The sequence below is a fragment of the Rhodanobacter soli genome (genome assembly GCF_039523495.1).
Classification (GTDB): Bacteria; Pseudomonadota; Gammaproteobacteria; order Xanthomonadales; family Rhodanobacteraceae; genus Rhodanobacter; species Rhodanobacter soli.
In genome coordinates, this window is record NZ_BAAAFK010000001.1 from 1,472,625 (window position 1) to 1,495,248 (window position 22,624).

General features: G+C 67.6%; 20 protein-coding genes and 1 tRNA gene. 15 read left to right on the forward strand and 6 right to left on the reverse strand.

Annotated features, from left to right (window positions below; all coding sequences use genetic code 11):
• Nucleotides 1-86: 86 nt before the first annotated feature.
• Entirely contained in the window at nt 87-2,495 is a 2,409-nt protein-coding gene (locus ABD024_RS06680) for a DUF3772 domain-containing protein (protein ID WP_343850907.1), read from the reverse strand.
• A gap of 80 nt (nt 2,496-2,575) precedes the next feature.
• On the reverse strand, nt 2,576-3,061 hold the full coding sequence (locus ABD024_RS06685) for a GFA family protein (protein ID WP_343850909.1): 486 nt from the start codon (nt 3,059-3,061) through the stop codon (nt 2,576-2,578).
• Nucleotides 3,062-3,161: 100 nt separating this feature from the next.
• On the opposite strand from ABD024_RS06685, the gene ABD024_RS06690 reads away from it, so the two are divergent.
• Nucleotides 3,162-5,003, forward strand: coding sequence for an ABC transporter ATP-binding protein (locus ABD024_RS06690; protein ID WP_343854531.1), 1,842 nt, complete (start codon nt 3,162-3,164; stop codon nt 5,001-5,003).
• A 31-nt stretch (nt 5,004-5,034) separates the two neighbouring features.
• Here ABD024_RS06690 and arsH read toward each other — a convergent pair whose 3' ends face one another.
• A complete protein-coding gene (gene arsH, locus ABD024_RS06695) occupies nt 5,035-5,802 on the reverse strand; it encodes an arsenical resistance protein ArsH (protein ID WP_343850911.1) in 768 nt (255 codons plus the stop codon).
• A 75-nt stretch (nt 5,803-5,877) separates the two neighbouring features.
• On the opposite strand from arsH, the gene ABD024_RS06700 reads away from it, so the two are divergent.
• From ABD024_RS06700 to ABD024_RS06710, 3 genes are read left to right on the forward strand one after another with little or no spacing between them, the layout of a single operon-like run.
• A complete protein-coding gene (locus ABD024_RS06700; RefSeq protein WP_343850913.1) occupies nt 5,878-6,384 on the forward strand; it encodes an arsenate reductase ArsC in 507 nt (168 codons plus the stop codon).
• Complete coding sequence (gene arsB / locus ABD024_RS06705) at nt 6,381-7,460, forward strand: ACR3 family arsenite efflux transporter (protein ID WP_343850915.1); 1,080 nt, start codon at nt 6,381-6,383, stop codon at nt 7,458-7,460. Before ABD024_RS06700 ends, arsB begins: the two co-directional genes overlap by 4 nt.
• Nucleotides 7,461-7,482: 22 nt before the next feature.
• The gene (locus ABD024_RS06710) at nt 7,483-7,854 is read left to right on the forward strand and encodes an ArsR/SmtB family transcription factor (protein WP_343850917.1); all 372 of its coding nucleotides are present in this window, start codon (nt 7,483-7,485) and stop codon (nt 7,852-7,854) included.
• A gap of 107 nt (nt 7,855-7,961) precedes the next feature.
• Here the strand turns inward: ABD024_RS06710 and ABD024_RS06715 are convergent, their stop codons facing one another.
• Together ABD024_RS06715 and ABD024_RS06720 are read right to left on the reverse strand one after the other, a co-directional pair.
• Entirely contained in the window at nt 7,962-8,087 is a 126-nt protein-coding gene (locus tag ABD024_RS06715; RefSeq protein ID WP_343850919.1) for a hypothetical protein, read from the reverse strand.
• Between the two features lie 76 nt (nt 8,088-8,163).
• Nucleotides 8,164-9,429, reverse strand: coding sequence for a phospholipase D-like domain-containing protein (locus ABD024_RS06720; RefSeq protein ID WP_343850921.1), 1,266 nt, complete (start codon nt 9,427-9,429; stop codon nt 8,164-8,166).
• Nucleotides 9,430-9,566: 137 nt separating this feature from the next.
• On the opposite strand from ABD024_RS06720, the gene ABD024_RS06725 reads away from it, so the two are divergent.
• The 7 genes from ABD024_RS06725 (at nt 9,567) to ABD024_RS06755 (ending at nt 18,074) form a co-directional block, all read left to right on the forward strand.
• Entirely contained in the window at nt 9,567-9,992 is a 426-nt protein-coding gene (locus ABD024_RS06725; RefSeq protein WP_343850923.1) for a heavy metal-responsive transcriptional regulator, read from the forward strand.
• Nucleotides 9,989-12,559, forward strand: a complete 2,571-nt coding sequence (locus ABD024_RS06730; RefSeq protein ID WP_343850925.1) for a heavy metal translocating P-type ATPase — start codon at nt 9,989-9,991, stop codon at nt 12,557-12,559. The genes ABD024_RS06725 and ABD024_RS06730 overlap by 4 nt, the downstream gene beginning before the upstream one ends.
• Before the next feature lie 104 nt (nt 12,560-12,663).
• Nucleotides 12,664-13,953: a bifunctional tetrahydrofolate synthase/dihydrofolate synthase gene (folC, locus tag ABD024_RS06735; protein WP_343850927.1), complete on the forward strand. Its 1,290-nt coding sequence runs from the start codon at nt 12,664-12,666 to the stop codon at nt 13,951-13,953.
• Between the two features lie 77 nt (nt 13,954-14,030).
• Complete coding sequence (locus ABD024_RS06740) at nt 14,031-15,053, forward strand: SPOR domain-containing protein (protein WP_343850929.1); 1,023 nt, start codon at nt 14,031-14,033, stop codon at nt 15,051-15,053.
• Nucleotides 15,054-15,089: 36 nt separating this feature from the next.
• On the forward strand, nt 15,090-15,719 hold the full coding sequence (locus tag ABD024_RS06745; protein WP_343850931.1) for a CvpA family protein: 630 nt from the start codon (nt 15,090-15,092) through the stop codon (nt 15,717-15,719).
• 28 nt (nt 15,720-15,747) lie between these two features.
• The gene (gene purF / locus ABD024_RS06750; RefSeq protein ID WP_343850933.1) at nt 15,748-17,223 is read left to right on the forward strand and encodes an amidophosphoribosyltransferase; all 1,476 of its coding nucleotides are present in this window, start codon (nt 15,748-15,750) and stop codon (nt 17,221-17,223) included.
• A gap of 41 nt (nt 17,224-17,264) precedes the next feature.
• Complete coding sequence (locus tag ABD024_RS06755; protein ID WP_343850935.1) at nt 17,265-18,074, forward strand: ferritin-like domain-containing protein; 810 nt, start codon at nt 17,265-17,267, stop codon at nt 18,072-18,074.
• Between the two features lie 57 nt (nt 18,075-18,131).
• On the opposite strand, the gene ABD024_RS06760 is transcribed toward ABD024_RS06755, so the two are convergent.
• Nucleotides 18,132-18,208: transfer RNA gene (locus ABD024_RS06760), tRNA-Pro, on the reverse strand.
• A 166-nt stretch (nt 18,209-18,374) separates the two neighbouring features.
• Here ABD024_RS06760 and hisS point away from each other — a divergent pair.
• The 4 genes from hisS (at nt 18,375) to ABD024_RS06780 (ending at nt 22,610) form a co-directional block, all read left to right on the forward strand.
• Nucleotides 18,375-19,754, forward strand: coding sequence for a histidine--tRNA ligase (hisS, locus tag ABD024_RS06765; protein WP_343850937.1), 1,380 nt, complete (start codon nt 18,375-18,377; stop codon nt 19,752-19,754).
• Between the two features lie 136 nt (nt 19,755-19,890).
• Complete coding sequence (locus ABD024_RS06770) at nt 19,891-20,184, forward strand: GIY-YIG nuclease family protein (RefSeq protein ID WP_343850938.1); 294 nt, start codon at nt 19,891-19,893, stop codon at nt 20,182-20,184.
• Between the two features lie 79 nt (nt 20,185-20,263).
• A complete protein-coding gene (locus tag ABD024_RS06775) occupies nt 20,264-22,183 on the forward strand; it encodes an HAL/PAL/TAL family ammonia-lyase (protein ID WP_425543130.1) in 1,920 nt (639 codons plus the stop codon).
• A 28-nt stretch (nt 22,184-22,211) separates the two neighbouring features.
• Entirely contained in the window at nt 22,212-22,610 is a 399-nt protein-coding gene (locus ABD024_RS06780) for a DUF6165 family protein (protein WP_343850941.1), read from the forward strand.
• The last annotated feature ends 14 nt before the right edge of the window (nt 22,611-22,624 follow it).

Below are 22,624 nucleotides of genomic sequence, written 5' to 3' on the forward strand. Positions count from 1 at the left end.
CACGCACAGGCTAGCGCGCCCATCGCATCCTGTCTTGGTCGGGAGCGATCGGGATCGCGGGATGATCGCCGCGACGGGGCGTCGACTCAGCCGGTGCTGTCGTCGCCTTCGGCTGGCGGCGGCAAGGTGCGCACCAGCATGCTCTGCGGACTGGTCATCGGCAGCCGTTCGCTGCGCAGGCGTTCGAGCATCTCGAACAGCAGGTCGCTCTTCACGCCGCTGACCTCACGCGGGCTGCCGACGTAGGCGACGCAGTTGAAGGTCATCACGCCGGTGGCGACGCTTTCCAATTGCACGTACGGCGCCGGCGTGGACAGCGTGTCGTGGTGCGCGCGCAGGACACCCAGCACCAGCTCGCGCACCTTGCCGGCGTTGGTATCCAGCGGCATCGGCAGCTTGATCTGCACGCGGCCCTGCGCGTTGGCCAGGGTCACGTTGCGCACGTTCTGGGTGATCAGCTGCGAGTTCGGCACGATCACGGTGGAGCGGTCGCCCATCTGGATCTCGGTGGCGCGCACGTTGATGCGGCGGATGTCGCCTTCGACGTCGCTGCTCAGGCTGACCCAGTCGCCCACCTTCACCGGCCGCTCGACCAGCAGGATCAGGCCGGAGATGAAGTTCTGCACGATCGCCTGCAGGCCGAAGCCGATGCCCACTGACAGCGCGCTGACGATCCAGGCGATGCTCTTCAGGTCCACCTGCAGCGCGGCCAGCGTCAGCACGAACACCAGCATGCCGCCGAGGTAGCCGAGCAGGGTGGCGATGGAGTCCTGCATGCCCGGTTCCATCGTGGACTTCGGCAGCAGTTGCTCGCGCAGCCAGCGCTTGAGCGTGCGCAGCACGAACAGCCCCGCCACCAGCACCAGCGTGGCGCTGAAGATGCTGCCCGGGTTGATCGCCAGGTCACCGAGCTTGAAGCTGCCGAGGGTTTGTTCGGCGCTGGCCAGCAGGTCCTTCGGGCCGGCGCCGAACGGGGTCAGCACGGTCGCCAGCGCCAACAGTACCAACCCCACGCGACAGATGCCGACCAGCAGTGTGGCGGTCTGTTCCAGCGTGTGCGGCGCCAGCTGGAAGGTGGTCTGCAGCCGCTGGCCACTGCGCCCACGCGGCGACAGCAAGGTATCGATCAGGTCGGTGAGCAGGTGGATCAGCAGGTACACCGTAGCCACGATCACGCCGACCCACAGCATCTGCACGGCGACGAAGAACGCCATCGCGATGAAGCCAGTGGCCACGCCCAGCCAGCTGATCGCCACGCCGAGCGTGGCGGCTGCGCTGAGCAGGCCGATCCATACCGGCCGGTGCTCCGGCTCGGCACCGCTGGCGGCCTGTTCCCGGCGGGCGCGGCGCAGACGCAGCAACGCCAGGCCGATCAGGCCGCTGATGACCAGCGCGAACAGGCCACGCGTGGCCACCGTCGCCGGCAGGCTGGTACCGATCGCGCGGCTGGTGCGGTCGAGCAGGCCGAACAGCAGCGCCGCCGCGGCCAGCAGCCACGGGAACAGGCGCAGCCGTTGCGCCGCCAGGTCCGACAGCGCCGGCAGGCGCCACGATGGCCGCGGTACCGACAGCAGCGCCCGGCCCAGTCCGGTCACGTACGCGGCGAAGCACACCAGCCCGACCACGCTGGTGGCCAGCGCGGCGAGGTCGTCGTCGAGAATGTCGTTCCAGTTCAGTCCCAGGTAGACCAGTTGCGCCGCCAGCCCGGTGGTGAGGACCGCGGCCAGCGCCACCGCGGCGGCCATCGCGCTGCGTCGCAAATGGCCGTCCGGTACATGGCGTGCGGCCAGCAGCAGCAACAGCCGTTCCAGTACCCAGCGGCCGCCGCCCAGCAGCAGTGCGGCGGCGATCAGGCACCACACCAGCGGCTGCCGGTTCGGTGGCTGCCACGCCTGCTCTACCGTGCTGGCGAAGCGCGAGCCGAGGCGCTTGAGGCGCACCATGTCATCCGGAAACGTGCGCACCGGATCGGCCCAGAACGTACGGCTGAACGGGGTGGCCGTGCGCGAGGCCAGCCGTGCCTGGAACTCGTCGTTGCGGAGACTGGAAATCTGCGCCGCCAGTTGCGTTGCGTTCTGGCTGAGCAACTGCGCCTGCTTGATCTGCGCGTCCAGATCGGCCTGCGTCTTGTCCAGCTTGCGGCGCTGCGCAGCGACTTCCGGCGCTTCCGGTGGTGTTCCCTTCGCCGGCGCTGGCCCCAGCACGGCAAGCTGCGCCTGCAGGGCGGTCATCTGTGGCGCGAGGTTGGCGGCCAGCTGGCGCGCCTGGTCCTGCACGCCGAGCGCGGTGGTGCGCAGGTCGGCTAGCGGCACTTCGGATTTCTTGTCCTTCAGCGCAGCCTTGACGGTGCCGAGCTGGCTGCCCAGCTGGTCCAGCGTCTGCGCGGGTGTCGCCGCGGGCACCGCAGTCGACGGCTGGTCGCTGCTCTGGGCAAACGACGCGGTGCTGCCGAGGGTCAGCAGAAAGAGCAGGAGGCAGCGGAGCAGGGTAGGCATCCGCCCATGATCGGAGCGCCGCTGCAGGCGGTCAATCGCACCGGCCGGATGGGCGGCCGCCTTCACGGCTGGCGTTCAGATTACGAACGCCTCGCCGCCCGCAGTGCTGCGCGCCGTTCCAGGCTGGCCGGCGACCAGACCCGGTCGATGTCGTAGAACTCCTGCACGGCGGGAACGTCCGCTGGCAGTGCCACCCAGGGCTGCCTGGTCGAGGTGTAGATGTGGATGTCCGGCGGCCATCGCCACGGTTCCTTCAGCGTGCCCACGCGCACGAACGCGACCGCCTTGCCGCCGCCGGGGTAGTGGCTCCATAGCGCCACGTGGCATTGCGCGCAGCGTGCGATCTGCTGGCCCTTGCCGCTCTCCGACGGCGTGTTCACCATGATCGGCTCGCCTTGCAGCAGTTGCAGCCGGTCGGTCTCGATCATCGCGTTCACGGCGAACGCGCTGCCGGTCTCGCGCTGGCACCAGCTGCAGTGGCAGCAGTGCACGATCAGCGGCGCGCTGGTGAGCCGGTAACGGATGGCGCCGCAGGTGCAGGTGCCTTCGAAGGTTTCGGTGGTCATGCTGTTGATCCCGTGTGTCACGACGGAGAGGCCGCATCGTCACACCGCATCGTGCGGGCTTCAAGCACAATGACGGTCCCGCAGGCCCGGAATACCCATGATCTTCCGCTGGTTCGAATCCCTCATCGATGCGTTCAAGGAACCGGCCGACGGCATGCCGCCGACGTCGGTGTGGCGCTTCTACGCGTTCTACCTGCGCCAGGTGTGGCCGGTGTTCGCCGTGGCGATCGCGGTGGGTTTCGTGGTGGCGATCGTCGAGGTGTCGCTGTTCGGCTTCATCGGCAGCATCGTCGACATGACCAAGGGCGTGCCGGCGGCAGGTTTCTTCCGGCAGCACGGCAACGAGTTGTTGTGGATGGGTTTCGTCGCGCTGATCGTGCGGCCGCTGGCGATCGGCGCGCACGACCTGCTGGTGAACCAGGCGATCGTGCCGAGCCTGACCAACCGCATCCGCTGGCAGAACCATCGCTACGTGATCCGCCAGAGCCTGGGCTTTTTCCAGAACGACTACGCCGGGCGCATCGCCAACCGCATCATGCAGACCGGCGGCGCGCTGCGCGAATCGGCGGTGCAGATCGTCGATGCGATCTGGTACGTCACCATCTATACCGGCAGCGCGGTCGTGCTGTTTGCGCAGGCGGATGTCTGGCTGGCCGCGCCGCTGGTCGCCTGGGTGTTCGCCTATGTCGGGTTGCTGGCGTTCTTCATTCCGCGCATCAAGCAGCGCTCGTGGCTGGCCTCGGAGGCGCGCTCGAAGCTGATGGGGCGCATCGTCGACGGCTACAGCAACGTGCTGACGCTGAAGCTGTTCGCGCATACGCGGCGCGAGGAAGCCTACGTGGCCGATGCGATGGCCGAGCAGACCGACAAGCTGCGCCGGATGACCCGCGTCACCACCGCGCTGGACGCCAGCATCACCACGCTCAACGGCTTCCTGATCGTCGGCACCTCGGCGCTGGCGCTATGGCTGTGGAGCGAGGGCCGGGTGACGGTGGGCGCGATCGCGCTGTCGACCGGGCTGGTGATCCGCATCAACAACATGTCCGGCTGGATCATGTGGGTGGTCAACGGCATCTTCGAGAACGTCGGCACCGTGCAGGACGGCATCACCACGATCTCGCGGCCGCGCGCGGTGCAGGACCGCGAGGGCGCGATGCCGCTGGAGGTGACCAACGGCGGCGTGCATTTCGAGCACATCCACTTCCACTACGGCAAGCAGGGCGGGGTGATCGCCGGGCTCGACCTCACCGTGCGTGCGGGCGAGAAGATCGGCTTGGTCGGCCCGTCCGGCGCCGGCAAGTCCACCCTGGTCAACGTGCTGCTGCGGCTGTACGACCTCGAGGCCGGACGCATCCTGATCGACGGCCAGGACATCGCCCGCGTCACCCAGGAAAGTCTGCGCTCGCAGATCGGCGTGGTGACTCAGGACACCTCGCTGCTGCACCGCTCGATCCGCGACAACCTGCTGTACGGCCGCCCCGACGCCAGCGAAGCGCAGGTGACCGAGGCCGTGCGCAAGGCGCGCGCCGAGGAGTTCATCCCGAACCTCAGCGACGGCGAGGGCCGCCGCGGCTACGACGCGCTGGTCGGCGAGCGCGGCGTGAAGCTCTCGGGCGGCCAGCGCCAGCGCATCGCGATTGCCCGCGTGCTGCTGAAGGACGCGCCGATCCTGGTGCTGGACGAAGCGACCTCGGCGCTCGACTCCGAAGCGGAAGCGGCGATCCAGGACAGCCTGGACATCCTGATGCAGGGCAAGACGGTGATCGCGATCGCGCATCGCCTGTCCACCATCGCGCGGATGGACCGGCTGGTGGTGCTGGACAAGGGGCAGATCGTCGAGACCGGCACGCATGCGCAGCTGATCGCGCACGAGGGTTTGTACGCGCGGCTGTGGAAGCGGCAGACCGGCGGCTTCGTCGCGGCGGAGGATGCGCCGGTTTAGCCGGCGGTTGCGGCAGGCGGGAGTCGCAGGCTCAACACGTTCCGCTGCTGCAGCAGGTGGGTTTGCTCGCCGTCGCGGCACTTTCCAGCACCTCGGCCGCGGCCGCCAACGCCCGCGCCGCGGCAGCGCCCTTGCGCTCGCTGTAGCGGTCGACCAGGTAGTCGCTGCGCCCGCCTACCAGCAAGGTGAACTTGAACAGCTCTTCCATCACGTCCACCACGCGGTCGTAGAACGGCGACGGCTTCATCCGGCCGTTGTCGTCGAACTCCTGCCAAGCCTTGGCCACCGACGACTGGTTCGGGATGGTCACCATGCGCATCCAGCGGCCAAGCACGCGCAACGCGTTCACCACGTTGAACGACTGCGAGCCGCCGCTGACCTGCATCACGGCGAGCGTACGTCCCTGCGTGGGCCGCACGCTGCCGTCTTCCAGCGGCAGCCAGTCGATCTGGTTCTTGAACACGCCGGTCACCGCACCGTGCCGCTCGGGGCTGACCCAGACCTGGCCCTCGGACCACAGCGACAGCGCGCGCAACTCCTGCACCTTGGGATGGCTGGCCGGCACGCTGTCCAGCAGGGGCAGTTCGTGCGGGTCGAACACCCGCGTCTCGGCGCCGAACTGGCGCAAGATGCGTTCGGCTTCCAGCCCCAGCTTGCGGCTGAACGATTGCGGGCGCAGCGAGCCGTACAAGATCAGGATCCGTGGTGGGTGGTCGGCGTCGGCCGGCAAGGCCAGCTTGGCCAGACTGGGGGTGTCCAATATATCGGCGGCAATGTGCGGCAGGTCCTGGATCGGCACGGGCACGTTTCCTGTTGCTTTGGTTTAATGATTCTATCATTATGGAAATATAGAAACCAAGTCGGAATCGCCGTCATGCATCCGTGTCGCGTCCTGTTCATCTGCACCGGCAACTCGGCCCGCAGCATCCTGTCCGAGGCCACCCTCAACCACCTGGGCAAGGGACGCTTCGAGGCGTTCAGTGCCGGCAGCCAGCCGACCGGGCGCGTCAATCCCTACGCGATCGAGGAGCTCAAGGCCCTGGGCATCGCCACCGAAGGACTCAGCAGCAAGTCGTGGGACCGCTTCACCGAAGCGGGTGCGCCGCCGCTGGATATCGTGATCACGGTTTGCGACAACGCCGCGAACGAGACTTGCCCGGTGCTGTTCGGCGACTTCGTGAAAAGTCACTGGGGCCAGCCGGATCCGGCCGCCGCCCAAGGGACGGATGCCGCGATCGCGGCGTTCCGGCGTGCCCACACGCTGATCCTTTATCGAATCGCGGCGCTGCTGAAACTGCCGGTGGAAACGATGGGCCGCGACGAGCTGAAACAGGCGCTCGATCACATCGGCAGCATCACCGACGAAGAAGCAGACGCATGAACCAGGCGTCAGCGGAATTGATCGCCTGTCCGGTCCCCGCGGAGGGCGCCCGCATCGGCTTCTTCGAGCGCTGGCTCAGCCTCTGGGTACTGCTGTGCATCGTCGCCGGCACGCTGCTGGGCCACCTGTTTCCGGGCAGTTTCGAGGCGCTGGGCGGCATGCAGGTGGCCCAGGTGAACCTGCCGGTCGCGGTGCTGATCTGGCTGATGATCATCCCGATGCTGCTGAAGATCGACTTCGGCGCGCTCGGCGGCGTGCGCCGCCAGTGGAAGGGCATCGGCGTCACGCTGTTCATCAACTGGGCAGTGAAGCCCTTCTCGATGGCGCTGCTGGGATGGATCTTCATTCGCCACGTCTTCGCCGGCCAGCTGCCGGCCGCACAGCTCGATTCCTACATCGCCGGCCTGATCCTGCTGGCCGCCGCGCCGTGCACGGCGATGGTGTTCGTGTGGAGCAACCTGTGCAACGGCGAGCCGGCATTCACGCTGAGCCAGGTCGCCCTGAACGACGCCATCATGGTGGTGGCGTTCGCGCCGATCGTGGCGCTGCTGCTGGGCATCTCCTCGATCACGGTGCCGTGGAACACGCTGCTGCTGTCGGTGCTGCTGTACATCGTGGTGCCGGTGGTGCTCAGCGTGCTGCTGCGGCGCCGGGTGCTTGCCCGCGGTGGTGAGGCGCGGTTGCAGAAACTGCTGCAGCGCCTGGGGCCGGCGTCCCTGTTCGCGCTGCTGGCCACCCTCGTGCTGCTGTTCGGTTTCCAGGGGCGGCAGATCATCGCGCAGCCGGCGATCATCGCGCTGCTGGCGGTGCCGATCCTGATCCAGGTGTATTTCAACGCCGGCCTGGCGTACTGGCTCAATCGCCGTTTCGGCGTGCCGCACTGCGTGGCCGGTCCCTCGGCGCTGATCGGCGCCAGCAATTTCTTCGAGTTGGCCGTGGCCACCGCGGTGGGCCTGTTCGGCGTGCATTCCGGTGCGGCGCTGGCGACCGTGGTGGGCGTGCTGATCGAGGTGCCGGTGATGCTGTCGGTGGTGCGCATCGTCAACCGCAGCAAACGCTGGTATGAATCACCGTAAGCAACAGGAGTCTCGTCACCTCATGCAGAACAAGCAAGCCATCACGATTCTCGCCGCGCTCGCCCAGGAATCGCGGCTGGCGGTCTACCGGCTGCTGATCGAGCATGCGCCGGAAGGACTGGCGGCCAGCGCGATCGCGGAGAAGCTGGGCCTGCCCAACGCCACGCTGTCCTTCCACCTGAAGGAGTTGTCGCATGCGGGCCTGGTGAGCAGCCGGCAGAGCGGGCGCTTCATCTACTACGCGCCGGTGATCGAGGCGATGAACGAGCTGATCGGCTACCTGACCGATCACTGCTGCAGCCAGTCCGGCAGCTCGTGCTCGACGGCCGCCACCAAGTGTGTGCCGACCAAGCGGGCGGTCGCGGCCAACAAGCGTCGGCCAGCCTCTGCCTGAGCCGTGTGACGTTCACCAGCGCGGCATATGGCCTCGACAGGGGCGGCGGCAGCTGGCCGGCGTGCGGGCCAGTTGCTGCCGCCTCGTGGATCTCGCAACGCGGCTGTTCAGAGCCCGTTGTTGCCTGCGGCGTCGGCAAACTGTTTCAGGTAATCCTCGAACGCGCGTTGGTAGGCCAGCTGCCAGTTGGCTTCACGGGCGACCTGGATGGCGTTGTGGCCGTATCCCTTCACGGTGACCTGGCGATGCCCCTGCGGGCTGTCGATCTTGAGGGTGTCGAGTTTCGCTTTCCGGAACCCGGGTACAGGCCTACAACTGCGACTCCATCGGCATTGCCAGCAGCTCGCCGAGCTTCTGCCGCCATGGTCGTCGCTGCCACATGCTCAGGGTGTAAGGCATGGCGTGCTGAAGATCGGCGTCCATCACAGCGGTCATTTGCTGGCCGAATTCGCGGGAGTAGATGTTGAGGCTGGCCTCGTCGTTGAGATCGAACGAGCGCATGTCGAAATTGGTGGAGCCGACCGAAGTCAGTTCGCCGTCGAGGATCAGCATCTTGTTGTGCATCATCGTGGGCGTGTACTCGTGGATCTCGACGCCGGCGGCGAGCAGGCGGCCCCAGCGGCGGCGGCTCGCCATGCGCACCAGGGCGGAGTCGATGTGGCGGCCAGGCACCAGCAGGCGGACACGGACGCCGCGTTCGCGCGCGGCGACCAGGGCGTCGACGATCAGGCGGTCGGGGATGAAGTAGGCGGCCTGCAGATCGATCGAGCGCACGGTGGCGGCCACGGCTAGCAGGTACATCAGACGCATGCTGGCGTTGCCGCCGGCGGGGGAGCTTACGAACAGGTGCATGCCCTTGTCGCCGGCCGGCTGCAGGACGGGGTAGTACAGGGCGCTGTGCAATACGCGGCCGGTGGTCTTGATCCAGTTGTCCATGAAGCCGGACTGCAGCTGCGCGACGACCGGGCCCTGCACGCGGAAGTGGATATCGCGCCAGTGCTCCGGATCCTGGGCGTGGCCTTGCCACTGGTCGGCGATGCCCACGCCGCCGGTGAAGCCGATGCGCCCGTCCACGATCAGCAGCTTGCGATGGGTTCGGTTGTTGAGCCGCCCGATGCTGAACCAGCGCAGCGGGTGATAGCGCTCCACCTCGACGCCGGCGTCGGTGAGTTCGTCGATCAGGCGCGCATCCATCTTCGCGCTGCCGGCCCAGTCGAGCATGACGTGTATCGCCACGCCCGCCTGGCGACGTTCCTTCAGCGCATCGGCAAAGGTCTTGCCGATATCGCCGGACCAGTAGATGTAGGTCTCGAACGTGATGCTGCGGCTGGCGCCACGGATGGCCTCCAGCATCGCCGGGAAGATCTGTTCGCCGTTCTGCAGTGCGGTGATCTCGTTGCCGGCGAGCACCCCCGGCCCGAGAATCGCATCCATCTCCCGCCGGAACTGCGGGTCATCGATCGCATGACAGTGGCTTACGTGATGGCGCACGGATTTTTCCGGGCGATGGAAGTTCATCGAGACGACCACCAGAAGCGCGGTGATGGCGAAGGTGGCGAGTATCGCGATCCACATGCGAGCGGGCTCCTCCGGTGGGCGGCGGGTACGTGTTCCGTGAATGATCGTGATCCGGCGGTCGCGGCGGGGTGAACTGCGGGCACACGGAAGACTGCTTGACTCTGGACTTGGATCCATGGTCTAGACTATGCGGCATGAGCACACAAATTTCCTCCCTGACCATCGGTGCCGTCGCCAAGCGCGTCGGCGTGGCGATCGACACGATCCGTTATTACGAGCGTGAGGGCCTGCTGCCCGAGCCGCAGCGGCGCGCCTCGGGCTATCGCAGTTACGGCGAGGGTACGGTCGCGCAGTTGCGCTTCATCCGTCGCGCGAAGGATCTGGGCTTCACGCTGGAGGAGATCCGCGAACTGCTGGCGTTGTCGGCGGATCGCCAGCGCGGGGTGAAGGCGGTGAAGCGGCGGGCGCAGCAGCGGCTGGCGGCGATCGAGCAGCGCATCGCCGAACTGCAGCGCGTGCGCGACGGATTGGCGCAGTTGGTGGCGTCGTGCCCGGGGCACGGCAAGCCGGAGGAGTGTCCGATCCTGCGCGCGCTCAGCGACGAACAGGTGTCGGCATGAACGCTCATGCGTGCTGTCACGGTGACGACAAGGCGTCTGCGATGGCGACCGATCCGGTCTGTGGCATGTCGGTGGACCCGGCTACGTCGAAACATCAGTCCACGCATGATGGGCGGACGTTCCATTTCTGCTGCGGCGGCTGCATGACGAAGTTCGACGCATCGCCGGCGACGTATCTGGCTGCCGGCGAAACAAAGGGTGATTCGGCAGGCTGCTGCGCAGCGAAGCCGGTGCCGATGGCGAGGCACGATCATGCGCATGTCCATCACGACCACGCGCACACCGTGAAGGATCCGGTATGCGGCATGACGGTGGATCCGCAGACGGCGAAGCAGCACGCCGGGAATGACGGCCACACGTATTACTTCTGCTCCGCACGTTGCCGGGAGAAGTTCGTCGCCGATCCGTCGGCGTATCTCGAAAAGCATGCGGCACCGCTGGCGCCACCCGGCACGATCTACACCTGTCCGATGCATCCCGAGATCCGGCAGGTGGGTCCCGGTCATTGCCCGATCTGCGGCATGGCGCTGGAGCCGATGATGCCGACGCTGGATGAGGACGACGGCGGCGAGCTGTCGGCGATGACCCGGCGCTTCGGGTGGCTGGTGGTGCTGACGCTGCCGGTGTTCGCGCTGGCGATGGAGCCGCACCTGTTCGACTGGCATCTGCCCGCGCAGTGGGATGGCTGGGCTGGTTGGGTCGAGGCGGTGCTGGCCAGCATCGTGGTGCTGTGGGGTGGCGCGCCGTTCTTCGCGCGCGGCTGGCGTTCATTGAAACCCTGGTCGCCGAACATGTACACGCTGATCGCGCTGGGCACCGGCGTGGCGTGGCTGTACAGCGCGGTGGCGTTCGTGCTGCCGGGGGTCTTTCCGGACGGCTTCCGCGACGCGCACGGCCGGGTCGCGGTGTACTTCGAGGCGGCGGCGGTGATCGTCACCCTGGTCACCCTGGGCGATTTCCTGGAACTGCGCGCGCGCCGACGCACCGGCGCGGCGCTGAAGGCACTGCTCGGGTTGGCGCCGAAGACCGCGCGGCGGATCGCCGCCGACGGCAGTGAGAGCGACGTGCCGCTGGATGACGTGCACGCCGGCGACGTGCTGCGCGTGCGTCCCGGCGAGAAGGTGCCGGTCGATGGCGTGGTGCTGGAGGGCGAAAGCCACGTCGACGAGTCGATGCTTACCGGCGAGCCGATGCCGGTGGCCAAGGCATCGGGCGACCTGGTGACCGGTGCCACGGTGAACCAGGACGGTGCGCTGACCATGCGCGCGCAGAAGGTCGGTGGCGAGACGATGCTGGCGCAGATCGTGGCACTGGTGGCGCAGGCGCAGCGCAGCCGGGCACCGCTGCAGCGCGTGGCCGACAAGGTGGCAGGGTGGTTCGTGCCCGCGGTGGTGGTGGTCGCGCTGCTGGCGTTCGTGGTGTGGGCGATCGTCGGGCCGGAGCCGCGGCTGACGCATGCGTTGATCGCCGCGGTGTCGGTGCTGATCATCGCCTGTCCGTGCGCGCTGGGCCTGGCCACGCCGATCTCGATCATGGTGGCCAGCGGCCGTGGTGCACAGCACGGCGTGCTGTTCAAGGATGCCAGCGCGATCGAGGGCATGCGCGACATCGACACCCTGGTGGTCGACAAGACCGGCACACTGACCATGGGCAAGCCGGCGCTGACCGAGCTGGTGATCCTGGACGGCCAGCCGCGTGAACGCCTGCTGGCGCTGGCTGCCGCACTGGAGCGGCCGAGCGAGCATCCACTGGCGCGGGCGATCGTGACGGCGGCGGATGCCGAAGATGTGCCGACGCTGGCGGCGACCGATTTTCGTTCGCTGACCGGTCGCGGCGTCAGCGCGACAGTGGACGGCAGCACCGCGGCACTGGGCAACGCGAAGCTGATGGCCGAGTCGCGCATCGCGATCGGCGACGACGCCAACGCCCGCGCCGAGCAGTTGCGCGGGCAGGGCGCCACGGTGATGTTCCTGGCTGTCGACGGCGCGCTGGCCGCCTTGCTGGCGGTGGCCGACCGGATCAAGCCAGACACCCCGGCGGCGATCGCGGCGCTGCACGCAGCCGGCCTGCGCATCGTGATGCTCACCGGCGACAACGCCACCACCGCGCAGACGGTGGCGCGCACGCTCGGCATCGACGAAGTGCATGCCGACGTGTCGCCGGCCGACAAGGCGGCGGTGGTGAACCGACTCAAGGCCGAAGGCCGCCGTGTGGCGATGGCCGGCGACGGCATCAACGATGCGCCCGCGCTGGCGGCGGCCGACATCGGCATCGCGATGGGCAGCGGCACCGACGTGGCGATGGAGAGCGCGCAGGTGACCCTGGTGAAGGGCGAACTGGGCGCGATCGTGCGTGCACGCAAGCTGTCGCAGGCAACGGTGCGCAACATCCACCAGAACCTGTTCTTCGCCTTCATCTACAACGCGGTCGGCGTGCCGCTGGCGGCGGGCGTGCTGTACCCGTGGTGGGGCATCACGCTGTCGCCGATGATCGCCGCGCTGGCGATGAGCCTCAGTTCGGTATCGGTGGTGAGCAACGCGCTGCGGCTGCGCAAGGCGGCGTTGTGACGCTATGTTCGCGATGAAGATGACGTGCGCTGCAGCGGCATTCATTCGTCCGTTTGAGACGATGCTTTAAGCTTGGTGTTTCCCAATTTGCACGAAGTCACTGCATGAGCCGCACTCTCGCCGAATGGCTGACATACCAGGAACGTGTCAACGTCCACAGCATCGAGCTGGGGCTCGATCGGGTACGTGAGGTATGGCAGCGCATGGGCGCACCGGCGCCGGCAAAGCAGGTGATCACGGTCGGTGGCACCAACGGCAAGGGCTCCACCGTTGCCTTGCTGGAGGCGATGCTCACCGCCGCTGGCCTGCGTGTGGGCGCGTTCACTTCGCCGCACCTGCTGGAATACAACGAACGCGTGCGCATCGACGGCGCCAATGCCAATGATGCGGCACTGGTCGCCTCGTTCGAGCGGATCGAGGCGGCGCGCAGCGCGGGCCCGGGCGATGCCGTTCCGCTGACTTATTTCGAATTCGGCGCGCTGGCGGCAATCGACCTGTTCGCCCGCGCCGGCGTCGACGTGGCGCTGCTGGAAGTGGGGCTGGGCGGCCGGCTGGACGCGGTCAACATCATCGACGCCGATGTCGCGATCATCGTCACGGTGGACCTGGACCACGTGGACTGGCTGGGCCCGGACCGCGACAGCATCGGCCGCGAGAAGGCCGGCATCGCGCGGGCCGGGCGGCCGGTGATCGTGGGCGAACTGGACCCGCCGGCTGGCTTGCTCGAGGCGTTGGCCGCCTGCGGCGCGCGGATCGAGCGGGCCGGGATCGATTTCGGCGTCGAGCGACACGAGGATGGCTGGCGCTGGCGTCACCGCGACGGCAGCGCCATGGAGCTGCCGGATCCCGCGCTGGCGGCGCCGGTGCAGTACGCGAACGCGGCGGCGGCGATTGCCGCGCTGCATGCGCTCGACCTGGGCACGCTCGCGCCCAGCGCCTTCTTCGCGGCGGTCAGCGCCGGCCTGCATGAGGTGCGCGTATCGGCGCGGTTGCAGTCGATCGGCGGCGAACCACCGGTCATCGTGGACGTGGGCCACAACCCGCAGGCCGCCCGCGCGCTGGCCGAGTGGCTGGATGCGCAGCCGCCGGCACGGGTACATGCGGTGTACGGCGCGCTGGCGGACAAGGACGTGGCCGGGGTGATCGGCGCACTCGGTACACGCATCGACCACTGGCACCTGGCCGGGCTTGATCGGGCCACCCCGCGCGGCATGGCGGTGGCGGCGCTGGCCGCGATCCTGCAGCGGACCCTGCCGCAGGCCACGTACGATGAGCACGTCGATGTGGCCGCCGCGCTGGCGGCGGCGCGCGCGGCAGCGCAGCCGGGCGAACGCATCCTCGCATTCGGCTCGTTTTTCGTGGCCAGCGCGGTGCTCGCTGAACGCCTCGGCTGAGGGCGATTCATGGCGCCCGGCGCGGGCAGGTATAATCGCGCCGTTGTGCACCGCGTTTGCCGCCCTGGAGCGAAAACTTGAAAACACGCCTGCTGGGAGCCGCCGTCCTGATTGCCTTGGCGGTTCTATTCGTGCCGATGTTCTTTTCCAGTACGCCACCGGCTCCAGGTGGCGACCAGGCGGTCAGCCTGGCGATCCCGCCGGCGCCGGATCGCGACCTGCAAACCCGCACCATGAGCCTGACCCCGGATGCCGCCGCCAACGGATCGAGCGCCGCCAGCATGCCAGCGCAGACGGTGACGCCGGCATCGAGCGACCGGCTGGCCACGGTGGACATCGGCTCCAGCCGCCCGCGTGACGTCGAAACCGATCCCGAAGCCGGCAAGCCGCCGCAACCGACCACGGTGACCACCGGCTCGGGCACGTCGCCGAGCCAGCCGGTGATCCCGCAGCAGACCACGGCAAACGCCAGCGCACCGCCGGCGACCAAGCCGCCACCGGCAGTCGCCACGCCGCCCCGGCCGACCCCGGTCGCGCCGCCTGCCCCCGCAGCGGTGGCACCCGTCGCGGGGCGCGGCAGCTACACGCTCAACCTCAGCGCCTACGCCAGTGAGGCCGGCGCCGCGAACCTGGAACGCCGGGTGCGTGAGCTGGGTTATCCGGTCAGCGGTCATGCCATCACCCAGGCCGGCAAGTCGCGCACCCTGGTCATTGCCGGGCCGTTCGAAACGCGCACCGCGGCCGAGGCCGCGCGGCTGAAGATCACCCAGTCGATTCCCGGCGTGCCGGCCCGGCTCGAACAGGACGCCAGCCGCGAAAGCAGCGCAGCAGCGACACCGACGCCCGTGGCCACGACCGCCAAGGCGGGTGGCTGGGCCGTGCAGCTGGCGGCGATGAGCAACCAGGCCGATGCGAATGCGTTGCGCGACAAGCTGCGTGCGAACGGTTTCGACGGCTTCGTCGATTCGGTGCAGTCCGGCGGCAAGCGGTTGTGGCGCGTGCGCGCCGGCCCGCAGACCCAGCGCAGCGACGCGCAGCGCGTGCACGACCAGATCAAGGCGAAGCTGGGCATCGACGGCAACGTCGTGTCGATGCCCTGATGCCGGTACCGGCACGCGGACCAGGCGGATGAACGAATGAACTGGACCGACTACATCATCATCGGCGTGCTGGCCCTGTCGGTATTCGTGGGGTTGTGGCGCGGCCTGATCTCCGAGGTGATGGCGCTGGCGATCTGGATCGCCGCGTTCTGGGTGGCATGGACGTTCGGTCCGATGGTGGCGGAACGTTTCAGGCATGTGATCGAGCTGCCGTCGGCGCGGATCATCGTGGGCTACGGGCTCTGCTTCGTCGCCGTGCTGATCCTCGGCGCGCTGCTGCGTTTCGTGATCGGCAAGCTGATCGAGAGCACCGGGCTGTCCGGCACCGACCGGCTGCTGGGCATGCTGTTCGGCTTCGTGCGCGGCGTGCTGCTGGTGACCCTGCTGGTGTTCCTGATCGGTTTCACCGCGTTCACGCGCGATCCGTGGTGGCAGCAGTCGGTGCTGTTGCCGCGCTTCCAGCACGTGGCGGCCTGGCTGGGCCAGCAGGTGCCGCCCAGCGTCCGCGAGTACATCCATCCGCCGGCGGTGCTCGATCGCCTGCACGGCTTGCCGGCCATGTTGCCGGCCCCCATATCGGGCATGACGCCCGCGCCGGCGGCGAGCGTGATGCGTCCGGCGCTACCGGCGGCGGCCAGCACGGCCGGTCCATCCCCAACTTTCTGAACATACCCTCTGAAGCAGGCAACAAACCATGTGCGGAATCATCGGCATTGTCGGTACCACCGAGGTGGCATCGGCGCTCTATGACGGCTTGACGGTGCTGCAGCATCGCGGCCAGGACGCCGCCGGCATCGCCACGGTGGACGGCGCGCGGCTGCGCCTGCACAAGGGCAACGGCCTGGTGCGCGACGTGTTCGGGCAGGCCGCGATGAGCGGCCTGCGCGGGCGCATCGGCATCGGCCATTGCCGCTATCCCACCGCCGGCTCGGAAGGCTTGGCTGAGGCGCAGCCGTTCTACGTCAACTCGCCGTACGGCATCGCGTTCGCGCACAACGGCAACTTGGTCAACACCGACGCGCTGCGCCGCGAGATGTTCCAGGACGACCGCCGCCACATCAACACCGAGTCCGATTCCGAGGTGCTGCTGAACGTGCTGGCGCACGAGCTGCAGATCCAGGACCGGATGGAGCTGACCCCGGACCACATCTTCAAGGCGGTGGCCGGCGTGCACGCGCGCGCCCGTGGTGGCTACGCCTGCATCGCCCTGTTGTTGGGCTACGGCCTGATCGCGTTCCGCGATCCGAACGGCATCCGCCCGCTGGTGCTGGGCGAACGGATCACGGCGGAAGGCCACGAGTACGCAGTGGCATCCGAGTCGGTGGCGCTGGATATCCTGGGTTTCAAGCGCATCCGCGACGTGGCGCCGGGCGAGGCGGTGATCATCACCGACGCCGGCCAGCTGTATACCCGCCGCTGCGCCGAGGGCGCGCCGCATACGCCGTGCATCTTCGAATACGTCTATCTGGCCCGGCCGGATTCGATGATCGAGGACGTCTCGGTGTACAAGGCGCGCCTGCGCATGGGCGAGAAACTGGCCGAGAAGATTCTGCGCGAGCGGCCCGATCACGGCATCGACGCGGTGATCCCGATTCCCGACACCGCGCGCACCGCCGCCAGCGCGCTGGCCGGCGCGCTCGGCGTGCCGTTCCGCGAGGGCTTCGTCAAGAACCGCTACATCGGCCGCACCTTCATCATGCCGGGGCAGGGCGAGCGGGTGAAATCGGTGCGCCGCAAACTCAACGCGATCGACCTGGAATTCCGCAAGAAGAACGTGCTGCTGGTCGACGACTCGATCGTGCGCGGCACTACCTCGAAGCAGATCATCCAGATGGCCCGCGACGCCGGCGCCAAGAACGTCTACTTCGCCTCCGCCGCGCCGCCGGTGCGCTACCCGAACGTGTACGGCATCGACATGCCGTCGGCCTCGGAGCTGGTCGCCGCGGGGCGCACCGAGAAGGAGATCGAGAAGACGCTCGGCGCCGACTGGCTGATCTACCAGGACCTGAAGGACCTGATCTGGGCGGTGCAGGACGGCAACGAGGAGCTGAAGCAGTTCGACACCTCGTGCTTCTCCGGCGAATACGTCACCGGCCTCGACCAGAGCTATCTGGAGCAGATCGAGATGCTGCGCTCGGACGACGCCAAGGCCGCGCGGCGAGTGGTTTGAGAGCAGAGGCGAGGGGCGACAGCTCGCCCCAGTCTTGCCGCATGAACGATCTCCACGCCGCCGCCAAACGCTGCCTGGACGCCACCGAGCCGGCGGAGAAGCTGCGCCTCACTCGCGAGGCGTGGCAGGCCTTGCTGGCCGGCGATCTGCACGCCGACCCGGCAGCGGCGTCGCCCGCGCCGATCGGCCCGCCCGGTCGTCCCGCGAAACCACAGCTGGTCAACGCCCGCCAGCTGCCGCAGCGCGGACTGGGCAGCGACGAAGGCCGCGCCGCCCTGGTGCACGCCGTGGCGCATATCGAATTCAACGCGATCAATCTGGCCTGGGACGCGGTCTACCGCTACCGTGGCAAGCCCGCGGCGTACTACCGCGACTGGGCCAGCTGCGCTAACGACGAGGCGCGTCACTTCGCGCTGCTGTCCGATCGGCTGGCCGAGCTGGGCCACGCCTACGGCGATTTCGACGCGCACAACGGCTTGTGGGAAATGGCCGAGAAAACCGCCGATAGCGATACCGCACGAATGGCGCTGGTGCCGCGCGTGCTGGAGGCGCGCGGGCTGGACGTCACCCCCGGCATGATCGAGCGGCTGCGCGGACTCGGCGACGAACGCACGGTGGCGATCCTGGAGGTGATCCTGCGCGAGGAAGTGGCCCACGTCGCCGCCGGCACCCGCTGGTACCGCCACTGCTGCGAGCGCGACGGCATCGACCCGGTCGAGACGTTCTTCACCCTGCTGCGCGACTACATGGGGGTGAGCCTGCGTGGCCCGTTCAACCGCCCGGCACGGCTGCAGGCCGGTTTCGTCGAGGAGGAGCTCGATCGGCTGGCCGCGTTGGCCCTGGCCGGCTGACGAAGCCGCATCATGCACATGAAAAAGCCGGCGCAAGGCCGGCTTCTTCATCGAATTTGGTCGGGGTGACAGGATTCGAACCTGCGACTTCTACGTCCCGAACGTAGCGCTCTACCAGGCTGAGCTACACCCCGTGGGAAGCCGCGTATCTTAATCGTCGACCGGGGGCTTGGCAACAGGTTCGATGCATCCGCTGGACGATCCGCTGGGGAAGGGCGGCGGCGTTCTGTTAATCTTGACGGCTGCCGTCGTGCGGCCTGTCACGCGACGGAACGTCTCCCATCGTCAGTAGAGGATTCCATGGCGCTTACCCCGGCCCGCACCATGCCCGGCGTGCTCGAGCTGCTGCCGCTCGACCAGATCGCGTTCCAGCGCATGCTCGACGTGATCCGCCGCAACTACGAGCGTTTCGGCTTCCTGGCGGTGGAGACGCCGGTGATCGAATACTCCGACGTGCTGCTGACCAAGACCGGCGGCGAGACCGAGCGGCAGGTGTACTTCGTGCAGTCCACCGGCGCGCTGGGCAAGGCCGATGAGGGCACGCCCGAGCTGGCGCTGCGTTTCGACCTCACCGTGCCGCTGGCGCGCTACGTGGCCGAGCATGAGCGCGATCTCAGCTTCCCGTTCCGCCGCTACCAGATGCAGAAGGTGTACCGCGGCGAGCGCGCGCAGCGCGGGCGTTTCCGCGAGTTCTACCAGTGCGACATCGACGTGATCGGCAAGGACACGCTGTCGGTGCGCTACGACGCCGAGATCCCGGCGGTGATCTACAGCGTGTTCCGCGAACTGGCCATCGGCCCGTTCACGATCCAGCTCAACAACCGCAAGCTGATGCGCGGCTACTTCGAGAGCCTGGGCATCGTCGATGGCGAGCAGCAGATGCTGGTGCTGCGCGAGGTGGACAAGCTGGACAAGCGCGGCGCCGACTACGTGCGCGACACGCTGACCGGTGAAGCGTTCGGCTTGAGCGCCGAGGTGGCGCAGAAGATCCTCGCCTTCGTGCAGGTGCGCTCGACTTCGCTGCAGGATGCGTTCGACAAGCTCGATGCGCTGGGCGCCGGTCCGGAAACGATGGAGCAGGGGCGCAGCGAACTGAAGGAAGTGCTGGGCCTGATCCATGCCTTCGGCGTGCCGCAGACGCACTACGCGCTGAACCTGTCGATCGCCCGCGGCCTCGACTATTACACCGGCACGGTCTACGAGACCACGCTGAACGACCACCCGCAGATCGGCTCGATCTGCTCCGGCGGGCGCTACGAGAACCTGGCCGGCCAGTACACCAAGTCGCACCTGCCCGGCGTCGGCATCTCGATCGGCCTGACCCGGCTGTACTGGCAACTGCGCGACGCCGGCCTGATCGATACGGCGAAGAGCACCGTCGACGTGCTGGTGACCCAGATGGACGAGGCACAGCTGCCGGCTTACCTGGCGCTGGCCAGTGAGCTGCGCGGCGCCGGCATCGCCACTGAGGTGGTGCTGGAGGGAGGCAAGCTGGGCAAGCAGTTCAAGTACGCCGACCGCGCCGGCATCCGCTTCGTGGTGGTGCTGGGCGAGGACGAACTCGCCCGCGGCGTGGTGACGGTGAAGGACCTGCGCCGCGAGGACCAGTTCGAAGTGGCGCGCAGCGAACTGGTCAAGACGCTGCGAGTGGAGCTGGAGCAGGCCGCGGCGATGGGGTGAGAATGTAGCGGCGAAAATGCTCTTGAATGCCGTCATTCCCGCGAAAGCGGGAATCCAATTTGACCTTGAGCCTTGTAGCAGAAATGGGTTCCCGCTTTCGCGGGAATGACGGCCAAAAAAGCATACGGAGGCATGGATGACTCCCAAACAACCAGCCATCTACATCATGGCCAGTGGCGAACGCGGCACCTTGTACATAGGCGTGACGGGAAACCTCAAGTTGCGTGTATGGGAACACCGCGACGGCGTGGTCGAGGGTTTTACCAGGCGCTATGGTGTGAATCGACTGGTCTGGTTCGAGTTTCAACCCGATTTCCTCTCGGCTATCGCGCGCGAAAAGCAGCTGAAGAAATGGAATCGCGCATGGAAGTTGGAATTGATCGAGGACAGCAATCCGGATTGGCGGGATCGCTGGGAAGAATTGTTGTAATTGCGGCGAATTTGCGTTGCAGGTGATGCGTAACAGCAAGATGGATTCCCGCGTTCGCGGGAATGACGGCAGTGGTGGTATGGCAACAAGTCTGGAGCAACCAGTGAGTGAAACGATTCTTCTCGACGGCAACAGCCTGACGCGCGCGCAACTGGTGGCGGTGGCACGGCAGGGCGCATCGGTGGCGTTGGACCAGACGCAACTCGAGCGCGTGCAGCGCGCCGCCGATTTCCTCGCCGAGAAAGTCAGCTGCGGCGAACCGACCTACGGCGTCACCACCGGCTTCGGCAGCAACGCCGACAAGCTGCTCGGCGCGCATCGCGTGCGCGACGAGTTGCCGGGCGGGAATCCACACGCGCCCGAAGGCACGCTGCTGGAGGAACTGCAGCACAACCTGATCATCACCCACGCGGTCTGCGTGGGCAAACCGTTCGGTGAGGACGTGGTGCGGGCGATGCTGCTGATCCGCATCAATACGCTGATGCGCGGGCACTCCGGCATTCGCGTGAGCACGCTCGAAGCGCTCACCGCGATGCTCAACGCCGGCGTGGTGCCGGTAGTGCCGGAGAAGGGCTCGGTCGGCGCCAGCGGCGACTTGGCCCCGCTGTCGCACCTGGCCATCGTGTTGCTCGGTGGTGGCGAGGCGTTCTACCAGGGCGAGCGGGTGAGTGGCGCCGAAGCGCTGAAGCGCGCCGGGCTCACGCCGATCCGGCTGTCGTTCAAGGAAGGCCTGGCGCTCAACAACGGCACCGCGCAAATGCTGGCGACCGCCGCGCTGGCGCTGGACAAGCTGGAGCAACTGCTGGATACCGCCGACCTCGCCGCGGCGATGACGCTGGACGCGTTCGCCGGACGCAGCGGCGCCCTGCGCGCGGACGTCCACGCACTGCGCCCTCATCCGGGTCAGGTGGCCACCGCCGCGCATGTGCGCGAATTGCTGGCCGACTCCACCCTGCTCGACATTCCGTACCACCTGGTGCCGCGCTTCAAGCCGTGGCGGGCCGAGGCGTGGAACGAAGCGGACGACCAGGCGCTCAGCTTCGACATCGGCTGGGACTGGGTGCCGGCGAACCAGCGCCACGGCCGCGAGACCTTTTACAGTCGTTTCCTGCCGTTCAAGGGCGGCAAGAAACACCAGCCGCAGGATGCCTACAGCCTGCGCTGCATGCCGCAGGTGCATGGCGCGGTGCGCGATGCCTGGGCGCAGGCGTGCCGGGTGATCGATATCGAGCTGAATTCGGTCACCGACAATCCGCTGATCTTCCCGGACAACGAGGACGCGCAGTTCATCGAAGAGCAAGTGATCTCGGCCGGCCACTTTCACGGCATGCCGCTGGCGCTGGCGATGAGCTATGTGAAGGCGGCGATTCCGGTGCTCGCCTCGATCTCCGAGCGCCGGCTCAACAAGCTGGTCGACCCGGCCACGAATGACGGCCTGCCGGCCTTCCTCACCGGCAACGAGGACGGCACCGATTCCGGTTTCATGATCGTGCAATACACCGCCGCGGCGCTGGTCAACGACCTGGCCACGCGTGCGCATCCGGCCAGCGTGTACTCGGTGCCGACCAGCGCGAACGCCGAGGATCACGTCTCGATGGGCGCCAACGAGGCGCGCCACGTGCTGGAGATGATGGAAGACCTCGGCCACGTGCTGGCGCTGGAGCTGTACACCGCCGCACAGGCGCTGGACTACCGCCAGGAAATGCTGAACGCGGCGCGCCGGCTGGCCAGCCGCGGTGGCTGGCAGGCACTGGCGGCGAAGATCGCCAATGCGCCGCGCGAAGGCCAGCCGCACTACGCGCAGTTTGTCGCTGAAGTGCAGCAGCTCGCTGCGGCGCTGGCCGGTGCCGGCGATTTCCATGCCGGCGCCGCCGTGCGCGCCGCGCATGCGATCCTGCGTCGGCACATCGGTTTCATGCATCGCGACCGCGCGATGGACGGTGACGTGCGCACGGTCTGCGCGCTGGTGCAGCAGGGCGCATTTCGCCCGGCGGCGTGACTCATCCTTTTTGACGGAAGCCAAGACCATGAGCCTGATCCAGACCCCGGTGTCCTACGGCGAATTGATCGACAAGATCACCATCCTGGAAATCAAGTCGCGACGGATCGCCGACGCGGCCAAGCTGGCCAACGTGCGCAACGAGCTGGACCTGCTCAACGCGACCTGGGCCGGCGACGCAGCCTCGCAGACCGACATCAGCGATGCGCGTGCCCGCCTGCTGGCGGTGAACGAATTGCTGTGGGACATCGAGGACCGGATCCGCCTGAAGGAGAGGGCGCAGGCGTTCGATGCCGAGTTCATCGAGCTCGCCCGCTCGGTGTATTTCCGCAACGACGAGCGCGCCGCGTTCAAGCGCGAGATCAACCTCAAACTCGGCTCGCAGTTGGTCGAGGAAAAGTCGTACCAGGATTACCGCGCGGTCTGACCGGCGCAGAGCGG